The organism is Desulfitobacterium sp. PCE1, from assembly GCF_000384015.1.
GTDB classification, from domain to species: domain Bacteria; phylum Bacillota; class Desulfitobacteriia; order Desulfitobacteriales; family Desulfitobacteriaceae; genus Desulfitobacterium; species Desulfitobacterium dehalogenans.
Genome location: NZ_KB913023.1, coordinates 2,856,547 through 2,868,564, shown reverse-complemented (window position 1 = coordinate 2,868,564; position 12,018 = coordinate 2,856,547). Strand labels below are relative to the sequence as shown.

The window sequence follows — 12,018 nt, the reverse complement described above, 5'->3', positions numbered from 1 at the left end:
AGAATGAAGATTCGTATTGGAAATGAAGTGCTTACAGAACATATTCGGGCTAGAATCCGCTTGGATTTCCGTGGGGAAGGAAAGGGCGGACGCTTTATATTCGGGGGGAGAAGCAACGAGGAAGCGGCAGAACAGGCTCGTGAGCAGGAAGTCGCTTTACTACGAAATGTGCCCTTGCAGGGACTATTCCTGGAAGACATTGATGTAAGCCTTGATGTGTATAGCGTCAATGAATCCGATGGTCGACGCAAACGGGAGGTTGCTTACGCTCCTATCATCCTGACCCTAAGATTGGAGAACCTGGATGATTTACTTCCTTTCATCGTGAAACCGGAATTTCGCAAAATTGAATTCCTGAGTCCGGAGAATTTGCAGATTCACCGGCTGGATGTGGAGCGGCTTTTCTTTCGGGTAAGCCAACATATCCAAGAAGAAATTAAAAAAGCAGAATTACGCTTTCAATAAGTTACAACCCAGTTCATGAGCTGGGTTTATTTTTTTGCTCATTTAGGGGGTATGTATGATATTTTCTCAAAAATTGCTAATAATAACCCGTAAGCATGACTCTTTCAACAAGTAATCTCAAAAAAGAAAGGTGGAATTTATTCATGCCTTGGACTCAAAACTATTCCGCATTAGGGGGAAGTATAGCACTTACTGCTTTAGTTGTTTCAATTCCTATCTTTTTCCTCCTATGGGCACTGGCCATTAAACGTATGAAAGGACATATTGCGGGTATATCGACTCTGCTCATTACCCTTGTCATAGTTGTCCTTGTCTACAAGATGCCTATCTCAATTGCTCTTTCGGCAAGCTTATATGGAATTCTTTATGGGTTATGGCCGATTTCCTGGATCGTGGTTACCGCTGTGTTCTTATATAATCTAACCGTTGAGGCCGGCCAATTCGATGTTATTAAAGGCTCCATTTCCGCAATTTCGGATGACCGGCGGATTCAAGCCTTGTTGGTGGCGTTCTGCTTTGGAGCTTTCTTAGAAGGAGCCGCCGGGTTCGGTGCCCCTGTGGCTATCACAGCCTCGATTCTGATCGGCTTAGGCTTTAATCCACTCTATGCGGCAGGGATTTGCTTAATTGCCAATACGGCACCCGTAGCCTTTGGTGCCATTGGAGCACCGATTATCGCAGCGGGTGCAGTCACCGGCATGGGGGACTTTGTCATTTCCCAGGCTATAGGACGTCAGCTTCCTTTCCTATCGGTGATCATCCCTATCTATCTGATTGTGCTCATGTCCGGTTGGAAAGGAGCCAAGGAGGTTCTTCCGGCAGCTCTTGTGGCAGGGATCTCCTTCGCCATTGCCCAGTGGTGGTCTTCTAACCATCTGGGCGCCTATCTCCCGGATATTATCTCTTCTTTGTTTTCCTTGATTGCCCTGACCTTGTTCTTGCGTGTATGGAAACCTAAAAATAACTGGCGCTTTCCTCATGAAGAAGGTAAAGAAAAAAACGTGGTTACGCAAAGATTTACCGCAGGGCAAATTATTAAAGCCTGGTCGCCTTTTGCCATACTCACTGTCTTGGTCGGGATTTGGGGAACCCCTGGGTTCAAGAACTGGGCTACCAATGCAGGGCTTTATATCAATATACAGCATTGGCCGGGATTGGATGGGCTGGTCTATAAGGCGGCTCCCATTGTAGCCAAGCCGACCGTCTATGCGGCAGCTTATAAATGGGATTGGTTTTCTGCCGCTGGGACAGCCATTTTAATTTCCGCCATCATCTCCATGTTTATTCTCGGGGTTAGCCCGGGAAGAGCTTGGAAAGTCTTTGTCAAGACAATTAAGCAATTAATCTTTGCGATTATAAACATTGCCGCTGTTCTAGGGTTCGCATACTTAGCCAACTATTCAGGGCTGTCCTATACCCTGGGTCTGCTCTTTGCTTCGACAGGTTCTTTGTTCCCCTTCTTGTCTCCTGTATTAGGATGGCTGGCAGTGTTCCTTACCGGATCGGATACCTCTGCCAATGCTTTGTTTGGTAAATTGCAGCAGGTTACTGCCGAACAGATTGGGGTCAATCCGGTCTTAACCGTGGCGGCCAACAGCTCCGGCGGGGTTGTGGGCAAGATGATTTCTCCCCAATCCATTGCGGTAGCGGCGGCAGCCACATCCCTGGTGGGGAGGGAGTCGGAGCTTTTGCGGTTTACCCTGAAGCATTCCATAGTCCTTTTGCTGGTTATTTGTATCATGATTACCCTGCAGGCTTACGTGGTTCCGGGAATGATTCCCGTAATTTCAGCAGGACCATAAAGGAAAGTTCAGGTGGAGTTTTGACCCCATCTCTCAGAGGATAAAGCTTAAACAAGTTCTTAAAAATGTTATATATAATTAAACCAAGAGTATCTAGAGGGAAGGGGAGCATCTCCTTCCTTTTAGTTTGGGGAATTTTATATTGAATTCAAAATTAAAATTCTATTCGACATAATAAGTGAATTTATTCTTTTACTTGCTTTTCTATTGCAAATGATGTGAATTTAACATACAATTACGACTGGAGGTCAGACCAAAGTTACATAAAACACTTGGTCCGACCATTATAATTGGCTTTGTTGGCCTGACCATACTATGATAGGAGGAATTAAACAGAACATTATAAAAAATAAGAATATTTAAATCAAATTAAAAAAGACACATAATTTGAAAGGTGGATTAACTCATGCCATGGACACAGGATTACGCAGCACTTGGCGGTAGCCTTGGCTTAACTGCACTTGCTGTTTCAATTCCAATTGTATTTTTATTTTGGGCTTTAGCGGTAAAAGGAATGAAAGGGTATGTCGCAGGACTGATTACCCTTGCTATAACCATCGTGGACGTCATTATTGTTTATAAAATGCCGGTTACTCTGGCGCTTTCAGCGACTGCCTACGGTATGATTTATGGAATCTGGCCAATTGCCTGGATTGTTGTTACTGCAGTGTTCTTATATAATTTGACTGTAGTTTCGGGTCAATTTGAAGTTATTAAGAGTTCTATTGCCTCCATTTCCGATGACCGTCGTATTCAAGCTCTTATTGTAGCGTTCTGTTTTGGAGCGTTCTTGGAAGGTGCTGCAGGTTTCGGTGCACCCGTTGCTATTACCGGTGCTATTCTAATTGGTCTTGGCTTTGATCCTATTAAGGCGGCCGGACTTTGCTTGATTGCCAACACGGCTCCTGTTGCTTTCGGTGCTATCGGGGCCCCCATTATCACAGCGGGTGCTGTAACCGGTATGGGTGACTTTGTTATCTCCCAAGCGGTAGGTCGCCAGCTTCCTTTCCTCTCCGTCGTTATTCCTTTTTATCTCATTGTATTAATGGCTGGTTGGAAAGCCGCAAAAGAAATATGGCCAGTGATTCTTGTTACAGGGGCTTCCTTTGCAATAGCTCAATGGTGGTCTGCTAACTACTTGGGTGCATATCTTCCAGATATTATTTCTTCCTTATTCTCCTTGATTGCTACCACACTCTTCTTAAAAGTTTGGAAGCCAAAAACTACATGGCGTTTCCCTCATGAAAGAAACACCAAAGAACCAGAATACAAGAAGTATTCCGGTGGCCAAATCTTTAAAGCATGGTCTCCATTCCTTATCCTCACGGCTATGGTTACTATCTGGGGTACACCAGCGTTCAAAACATTTATCACCAAAGAATTAGGCCTTATTCTCCAATTCAAATGGCCTGGTCTTGATGGATTAATTTACAAAGCAGCTCCTATCGTTGCTAAACCTACTGTCTATGATGCAATCTTCAAATGGGACTTCTTATCTGCTGGTGGTACAGCAATTCTTATCTCTGCGATAATAAGTATGTTCGTTCTCGGAATCAAACCTTCTGTTGCAGGAAAAGTATTCATCGACACTTTGAAACAGCTCAAATTTCCTGTAATTAACATCTCTGCAGTACTTGGATTTGCTTATCTGGCAAACTATTCCGGTCTTTCCTATACATTAGGATTGGTTTGTGCATCCACTGGCCTGCTCTTCCCTGTTCTTTCCCCAGTATTAGGTTGGTTAGGTGTATTCCTCACCGGTTCCGATACATCGGCTAACGCTCTCTTTGCTAAATTACAACAAGTTACTGCTGAGCAACTTAATCTGAACCCAGTGCTCACCGTTGCAGCGAACAGCTCCGGTGGTGTAGTAGGTAAAATGATTTCTCCTCAATCCATTGCTGTTGCGGCTGCGGCTACGTCTCTAGTTGGTCGTGAGTCCGAGCTCTTCAAATTCACAGTGAAACACTCGCTGATTATGTTGGCAGCAGTCATTGTTATTATTGTTCTGCAAGCCTATGTGGTGCCTGGCATGATCCCTGTTATTGCTGATGCCGCCGCATTACTTCATTAAAATTGAATTGTATATATAGTGGACAACTTATTTCAAATAAGTTATATTAAAATTATTACGAATCAGTAATGGGAAGTAGTTAACTACTTCCCATTACTTTCTATATAGATAGAGGAGGGTATCATGGATTTAAAACCAATCAAAACGAAGAAAATATACGAAGAAATCATCGAGCAGATAAGGGTTTTGGTGGTTAAAGGGGATCTAAAACCGGGGGATCGTTTGCCATCTGAGCGGGATTTGGCAGTTCGCCTTAATGTCAGTCGTGCTTCTGTTCGAGAAGCCCTTAGTGCACTGGAAATGATGGGGCTTTTGGAGATTCGCAGTGGAGAAGGAACCTATATTAAGAAAATCAATTTAGATTCTATTGTGACACCTTTAACATGGGTTTTGAGTATGGAGAAAGATACTATTCTGGAATTACTGGAAGTTCGAAAAATGTTGGAGGGCCAAACCGTGGCTTTAGCTGCCAAAAGAGCAGCTTCTGACGATCTGAGTGAGTTGGAAGAGGCCCTGAAAGCTATGTATGACGATGTACAAACCGGTCAATTGGGGGAAGAAGCGGATCTGCGTTTTCATTACGCCATAGCCAGAGCCAGCAAAAATAAAATCCTGCTCCGACTTATGAATGCTATATCAGATACCATGCATCAATCCTTAAAAGCCAGTCGGGTGCGCCTTTATGAAGAGCATGCTACACCTGAAATCTTATATAAGGAACATGTTCTCATCGTAGATGCTATTCGGATAAAGAATGATGAACAAGCTCGTCATTATATGCTGGAGCATTTGGCGGGGGTTGAAGAACGGCTCTTGAGCTATTACTCCAGTAATAATGTCTAGGATGGTATGACCAAGTTGTAATGCTGATCCCTTATCTTTTGGGTGGTCAGTTTTTATTTTATTTAAATTATAGGTTCAGAATTGAGTAATTTATTTTAATTGACAGAAATATTGCTAGTCAATGCAGAGTTGTTCGTGATAAACTTAAGTGAGAATTGAGGGCTATCCTTAAGGAGAGAGTTAACATTGGAGCTTAAACCGATTAAGACACGTAAAATTTATGAAGAAATCGTGGAGCAAATTCGTGAACTGGTGGCTCGTGGAGAGCTTAAACCCGGCGATCGATTGCCTTCAGAGCGAGATCTGGTGGAGCGATTAAAGGTGAGTCGCGCTTCGATTCGGGAAGCCCTAAGTGCATTAGAATTGATGGGCTTGCTTGAAGTGCGTAGCGGTGAGGGAACTTTCGTCCGCAAATTGCGTTCCGAATCGGTGGTTGCGCCTTTAGCATGGATGCTCACCATGGAGAAGGGGACAGTGCTCGAATTGCTGGAGATTCGTAAGATTCTTGAGGTTCAAGCTGTAGGGATGGCTGCTGAGCGTGCCGAGGGAGAGGATTTAAGAGAATTATCCGCGGCATTAGAGCGGTTACAAGACGATTTAAACAGTCCAACCTCCGATGGCTCCTCGGACCATCGATTTCATTATGCTATTACACGTGCAACAAAGAATAAGATTATGATCCGGCTTATGGACACCATATCGGATCTTATGAAATACAGTCTTAAGACGAGTCGTTCGAAGCTGTATGAAGGAAAATATACACCTGCTCTTCTTTTTCAAGAGCATAAAAAGATTTATGAAGCTATTATGGCAAAGGATATACAAGGAGCAAAGGACTTTATGCTCGCCCACCTTACTGGGGTCGAGGAAGAAATCTTAAAAGGCTTTGATGAAGAAAATAATGCAGCAAAATCTATAAATTGATATGCTTTAGATAAGATATGAAAATATTGGGACAGAGCGTAAAAGGGCTCTGTCCTTTCTTTTCTCTGTTAAAACGTTTATACTAAGCTTGATGAAAATTTTTTTAGGGCTTTTGCAGGATAAAATAGATCAAGCGTTGTTCTAAGAGGTGAAGTAGATGCTAAACACATGTCAAATGGTCTATCATCATAAGAATTGTTTAAATACAAAAAAACCCTATGCTAAGCCTTGTCGGTTATGTATAGAGGGTTGCCCTCATCAGGCTATTTCGGAATATCGCGAAATTGATGCCAAAAAGTGTACCGAATGTGGGGTGTGTATGGCCGTTTGTCCTAGCGATGGCTTTGTGGATCGTTCGACAGACCTCCTGCATACTTACATTGAGGAAGGTGAGGAGATTACTCTCAATTGTCCTCAGGCAGCACCTTTAGGATTTGAGATCCCCTGTTTGGGGATAATTGATGGTGATCTGTGGCTTACCCTAATGCACGCCGCGAAGGAGAAGAAGGTTATCATCCATACGGGGAAATGTGCAGAGTGCCCTGATAAAAGAGCCTGTGCTTTAAGTGTGAAGAGCTTCAAAGCCATCCATGAGGATTGGCCGGATCATCCCCCGATAGTCATCCAAGTAAGTCCTGACCAACCAGAAGAAGCTGAAACACCAGGAATTGGTCAAAAAAGCAGAGCTGCCCTACCCAAAAAGCCGGCGGAAAAAAGAGGGTGGAAGCAGAAAGGTTGGGAGAAGCTCGAAAGCATATTACCTGGGTTGACAGCTGATGAAGCCTACCCAATCCCCCGTACGCGCCAATTATTAGTAAGGCGGATGGAAGGAAGTCCCCAGGACAAGATCCCAATCCCTGCTTTGCAGGTGGGAAATAAATGTACTAACTGCGGGGTTTGTGCAGCCATCTGCCCCCAAACAGCACTTGCCAAGAGAGAAAATGGAGAGGAACTAACCCTTATTTATGAACCTTATAAATGCGTCCGCTGTCAGCGCTGTGTCAATATTTGCAACCCGAAGGCCCTGGAATTTGTGCAAAAGCAACTGTCTCATCGTCACTACACGGGTAAAATTCTTCTCCATAAAGGAAGTCCTAAGCATTGTACCCGTTGTGGTAAGCAAGTATTCGATAATTCTGAACCCCCGATGTGTGTCGCTTGCGCTTCTTCCTCAAGTGATAGCATCTTTAATTCTTAGATTCCTAAAATAAATAGAAAACACGGCTAAGCCGTGTTTTCTCTGCCTATCAGTGATTTCGTTTTCGGTAGGGCAACAGTGGGAAGACTCTTTCGTGATTAATGATTGTGATGATTACAGCCACAGCCACAGCTATGGCCGTGCACATGAAGAGCGGGGGAAGCGCCATCTTGTCCGGTGGACTTTTTCTTCGCAGGTTCCCTTAAGAGTTGATTCGTTAAATGCCGAGTATGAGAAAGTGGCTGTTGCTGAACTTCCAAAGCCAGCTCGATGGTTTGGCGCAGGGTTTCATTAGGTACCCCTAAGGCTTTGGCATCCGTAACGGCTGAACGAAGGTTGGCCAGGGCATTCGTAGCTGCGGCAGCAGATATTTGTATTAATAAAGTTGTTTTTTGATCCAATTCCATAGTGACTCCTCCCGTAGTTGAATTTAAACCTAATATAGCATAAGAATGCGATAATCACAAAAACTTTAAGCAAATTTATGTTTGTACAGTCAAAGAGGATATTGAGATTCAAGGAAGGATTAAAGATGAAAGAAGAACGTGTTATTGTGGTCGGAGCAGGAGCAGCCGGACTTATGGCTGCGGGGCAAGCTGCCTTAAAGGGGGCTGAAGTTCTGCTTATCGAAAAGAAAGAACGCCCTGGACGGAAAATCGCCATTTCGGGTAAAGGACGTTGCAACCTAACCAATGCCGAGAATGTGGGAGATTTTATCCGGAATTACCCAGGCAATGGGCGTTTTCTCCATGGGATCTTAAGAGAATTTGATAATGTAAGACTTCGCGACTTCTTCTCCCATTATGGTGTTGAGACCAAAATAGAACGGGGAGGGCGAGTATTCCCTATCTCTGATGATGCCGAGCAAATCGTTGAGGCCTTGCTCAAGTATAATATGGATGCGGGAGTGGAGTTGGCTACCGGACAAACGGTGGAAGAGATACTTCTTCGTGAAGAGAAGGTCTGGGGTGTGCGTTTAGGCAATGGAAAAATCCTTGAAGGAAAGTCGGTGATCATCTGTACGGGGGGCGGTTCTTATCCAGCTACAGGCTCCACAGGAGATGGCTACAAGATGGCTCATAAGCTAGGCCATAAGGTTATCCCCCCGCGGCCATCTCTTGTTCCGTTGAGAACTCACGAAGACTGGGTGACTCAGGTTCAAGGGCTTTCCCTAAGGAATGTGGAAGCCGCTTTGTGGTATAGCGGGAAAAAGCAGCAAACAGAATTTGGAGAGATGCTTTTTACTCACTTCGGTGTCTCCGGCCCGATTATTCTTACTTTGAGCCGCTGGGCGGGAGAAGTATTGGCCCGCGGAGAAAAGGTTCACCTGACTATCAACCTCAAACCTGCCTTGACGGCAGAACAATTGGATCAGAGGGTACAAAGAGATTTTAAGAAATACTTAAATAAGCAATTCAAGAACTCACTGGATGAGATCCTCCCTAAAAGCTTGATTCCCATAATCATCCAATTGTCTAAAATCCCCCCTGAGAGAGTGGTCAATAGTATCAATAGGGAAGAAAGAAAATACCTGGTGCATTTGTTGCAAGAGCTCCCTTTATCCATCAAAGAGACCTTACCTCTAGCTGCAGCCATCGTGACGGCTGGAGGAGTGGATGTCAAAGAAATCGATCCGAAGACCATGGCTTCCAAAAAGGTCAAGGGTCTGTATTGGGCCGGAGAAGTAGTGGATGTGGATGGAGTGACAGGAGGCTATAATCTGCAAGCAGCTTTTGCCATGGGATACCGGGCTGGCCGAGGAGCGGGAGAATACGCTTTAATAAATGACTAGAATCTGCACGCTCTAAAAATAATAATCATGTCTTAGTTCTACACAGGACGCATAAACTGGTGATGAGGTGAAGTTTATGCGTCCTTTGCAATTTTTTAGTAAGAATAAGAAGCGAAATGGATTTATTCCTCGTTCCGGGAGAACCACAGCCCGTGCCAATAAACGTCGGCATAATTATTCGTCAGGTCTGCTTAAATTCGAGAAGGCTATTATTCGGGCGGTCGTTCTCTCAGCTGTCTTCTTGGTTTTAGCTCAGATGGCTTTAGGGTTAGCTAAAGATCCTGTGGATTATTATATTTCCGTGGCACAGAACGTAGAAGCGCCTTCCTTGGACAGTACGCCGGTATCAAGTACGGTCACACCGAATTTAATTCAGGAAGCGACTTCTCAAACATCCCTGATAACCCTCAAAGCTGTTCCCGCCGCACCGGTCCGCGTGATCCAAAATGGAAAAGTTCTCGGAACCTTAGCACGAGGGGAATTGGAGATCCCTGTTCAAGGAGGAATACTTCAGTTGGATGGAACCAATGTATCCGCCATTGTGCGCATACAGGTGATCAGGAAAGATTCCGCCCTGACAGAGCCTCGGCTTAATCAGACGGTTATTATCGAGCATAATGTCCAAACTTTAAGAGTCAGCCGCTAGGACATGGGATAAAAGATGTTGCTCGGTTATTGCCTGAGGCAGTTTATCTATGCTATACTAAATTATTAAAAATTAAATATTTCTAATGGTTGGGGCAAACTTTGTGAAAGCAAAGGACGCTAAAGCTATGGGTCTAAGGTCGTTGCGCAAGATCGACTAAGATCGCCAAGCTACAAGTGCTTAGAACTTCTTAGGGGAGAGTAGTTCCTTTTTGGACTACTCTCTTTTTGTATGCTTTTTTAGGAAAGGAGTGCTTACAGGACCGCGACATTATGAGTCTGTCTATCCTATTTACACATTATTATTGACTTGAGGGGGAGATCCAGTGAGTACGAAGAAAAAGACTATTAATTTTTTGCAGGAGTTTTCAATACCATTAATTCTAGGTGTTCTTATTGCACTTGTTTGGGCTAATTTAGTGCCGGAGAATTACCATCATTTTGTGCACAATGAAATTATGGGAGACCTATCCCTTCATTTCTTTGTTAATGATATTTTTATGGTGTTCTTTTTTGCTATAGCGGCTGTTGAAATCACCCAGAGCCTATTGCCTGGAGGGAGCTTAAATCCCATTAAACGGGCCGTCAACCCCTTAATGGCCACCCTTGGCGGTGTTCTGGGCCCGGCCCTTGTATTTATTGGTTTAAATGCCCTGATAGGGAGTTCCGAATTCGCTAAAGGTTGGGGCATACCTACAGCCACCGATATCGCCTTAGCTTGGTTGGTGGCAAGGGTAGTGTTTGGGGCTCATCATGCTGCCGTCTCCTTTTTATTGCTCTTGGCTATTGTCGATGATGGCATCGGTCTCATGATTATCGCCTTCTTTTACCCTGACCCCGCCAATCCGGTGGCCCCGATCTGGTTATTGCTCACTGTGGGAGGGATGCTGGTCGCTTATCTGCTTCGACGCAAAAATGTTCGGAGCTACTGGCCTTATATCGTCTTTGGGGGAGTGCTGAGTTGGGCAGGGCTTTATCTGGCTCATATTCATCCGGCTCTGGCCCTGGTTTTCATCGTTCCCTTCCTGCCCCACCCTCCCAGGGAGGAATTCGGCTTGTTTGAGGATGATCCCAAAGATCATTCTACTTTGAAAACATTTGAGCACGAGTGGAAAATTTTCGTGGATTTTGGCCTGCTTTTGTTCGGGTTAACCAATGCGGGCGTGGAGTTCTCGGAAATCAGCACCCTCACATGGCTCATTTTCATTGCCCTCTTAGGAGGAAAAACTCTGGGAATATTCCTAATGGGCTCTTTGGCAACAGTTATCGGCTTTCCCTTTCCCAAGGGCATGGGGTATAAAGAGCTTCTTGTGGCGGGCGTGGTAGCGGCTATGGGACTCACAGTCGCCCTGTTCGTTTCAGGCGTGGCCTTTATCGATCCGGGTCTGCAAGGAGCAGCAAAAATGGGAGCCCTCTTCAGTGCAGCTTCGGCAGTCATTGCCTTGGTCGCGGGTAAAGTGCTAGGAATTAAGAAAAGCCAAGACACTCAAGCTTAATTCTGAACCCAAATCTGTATGGTCATCCGCAATTGATTTTTCCATGCAGAACTATAGATTCGAGCTTGAAAATCGATCGGATGCATCATATAATATAATTTAATATCCAATTCAACATCTGATGTAGAGATACTAGTTGTAGGACGGTTTAGTTTTCTATTTTTCCCCCCAATTGAATAATGGAAGGATGGTAGGACGGTGGAATCAGATAATTGACACCGTAGGTGTCTTTTTTATTCTCTTTTTTAGGAAATGTACTAATGTCTAAAAGTACATAGTGTAGTACTATTAAAGATGGATAATCTAATCAAAGGAATCCCTTAAGGGAAAGGAATGAATAGAATGGTTGCAGAAAGTAAGAAAATTGCTATGGCGGCATTGCGCATGGCCATGGCCGAAAGCCGTGAAGAAGAAGCACACTTGAAGGATGGTTTTGGTCGCCACGGAATTCGTACTGTGGCTGTGGATTATGGCGGTGAGTATCTTACAGCTATTAAAAAAATCGTGGAAAGGGCCATAGTTGCCGCCAAGCGGGAAGGGGTCATTAAGGAAACCCATGGAGATGAAGGGGCTGTTGCCGGAGCCACCCGGGAAGCATTGAGTCAGATTATGCCAAAGGCTATGGGATTAAATATCGGTGGGAAAATCGGTATTGCCAGGAGAGATGAACATTTGTCGGTGGCGGTTTTCTTTGGAGTGGGCTTATTGCATCTGGATGAGGTGGCTGTGGGCCTGGGACATAGGGCGTCTCCGAAAGAAAATATGGATTAAAAGGGAGA

General features: G+C 44.6%; 11 protein-coding genes and 1 riboswitch. Of the genes, 10 read left to right on the top strand and 1 reads right to left on the bottom strand.

Translation table 11 applies throughout. The annotated features are described in order from the left end of the window. Window positions 1–3 precede the first annotated feature (3 nt). From DESPCE1_RS0114270 to DESPCE1_RS0114245, 6 genes are all read left to right on the top strand, one after another. Window positions 4–465, top strand: a complete 462-nt coding sequence (locus DESPCE1_RS0114270; protein WP_014794636.1) for a hypothetical protein — start codon at window positions 4–6, stop codon at window positions 463–465. A gap of 143 nt (window positions 466–608) precedes the next feature. Further along, window positions 609–2,267, top strand: a complete 1,659-nt coding sequence (locus DESPCE1_RS0114265) for an L-lactate permease (protein WP_014794635.1) — start codon at window positions 609–611, stop codon at window positions 2,265–2,267. Between the two features lie 406 nt (window positions 2,268–2,673). Next, entirely contained in the window at window positions 2,674–4,341 is a 1,668-nt protein-coding gene (locus DESPCE1_RS0114260; RefSeq protein ID WP_014794633.1) for an L-lactate permease, read from the top strand. A gap of 123 nt (window positions 4,342–4,464) precedes the next feature. After that, a complete protein-coding gene (locus DESPCE1_RS0114255) occupies window positions 4,465–5,184 on the top strand; it encodes a FadR/GntR family transcriptional regulator (RefSeq protein ID WP_014794632.1) in 720 nt (239 codons plus the stop codon). Between the two features lie 186 nt (window positions 5,185–5,370). Then, the gene (locus tag DESPCE1_RS0114250) at window positions 5,371–6,108 is read left to right on the top strand and encodes a FadR/GntR family transcriptional regulator (protein WP_014794631.1); all 738 of its coding nucleotides are present in this window, start codon (window positions 5,371–5,373) and stop codon (window positions 6,106–6,108) included. 157 nt (window positions 6,109–6,265) lie between these two features. Then, complete coding sequence (locus DESPCE1_RS0114245) at window positions 6,266–7,306, top strand: 4Fe-4S dicluster domain-containing protein (RefSeq protein WP_019850878.1); 1,041 nt, start codon at window positions 6,266–6,268, stop codon at window positions 7,304–7,306. Between the two features lie 98 nt (window positions 7,307–7,404). Here DESPCE1_RS0114245 and DESPCE1_RS0114240 read toward each other — a convergent pair whose 3' ends face one another. Further along, window positions 7,405–7,713 (bottom strand): hypothetical protein, encoded by a 309-nt coding sequence (locus DESPCE1_RS0114240; RefSeq protein ID WP_014794629.1) that lies wholly within the window; start codon window positions 7,711–7,713, stop codon window positions 7,405–7,407. Window positions 7,714–7,838: 125 nt separating this feature from the next. Between DESPCE1_RS0114240 and DESPCE1_RS0114235 the strand changes: the two genes are divergently transcribed. The 4 genes from DESPCE1_RS0114235 (at window position 7,839) to DESPCE1_RS0114220 (ending at window position 12,010) form a co-directional block, all read left to right on the top strand. Beyond that, window positions 7,839–9,098 (top strand): NAD(P)/FAD-dependent oxidoreductase, encoded by a 1,260-nt coding sequence (locus DESPCE1_RS0114235; protein ID WP_014794628.1) that lies wholly within the window; start codon window positions 7,839–7,841, stop codon window positions 9,096–9,098. Window positions 9,099–9,174: 76 nt separating this feature from the next. Further along, a complete protein-coding gene (locus DESPCE1_RS0114230) occupies window positions 9,175–9,744 on the top strand; it encodes a hypothetical protein (RefSeq protein ID WP_014794627.1) in 570 nt (189 codons plus the stop codon). Between the two features lie 83 nt (window positions 9,745–9,827). Beyond that, window positions 9,828–9,922, top strand: a riboswitch (cyclic di-GMP riboswitch). A gap of 147 nt (window positions 9,923–10,069) precedes the next feature. Next, window positions 10,070–11,239, top strand: coding sequence for a Na+/H+ antiporter NhaA (locus DESPCE1_RS0114225; RefSeq protein ID WP_019850877.1), 1,170 nt, complete (start codon window positions 10,070–10,072; stop codon window positions 11,237–11,239). A gap of 342 nt (window positions 11,240–11,581) precedes the next feature. After that, window positions 11,582–12,010 carry a HutP family protein gene (locus DESPCE1_RS0114220; protein WP_014794625.1) on the top strand — a complete coding sequence of 143 codons (429 nt, stop codon included), beginning with the start codon at window positions 11,582–11,584 and terminating at the stop codon, window positions 12,008–12,010. The last annotated feature ends 8 nt before the right edge of the window (window positions 12,011–12,018 follow it).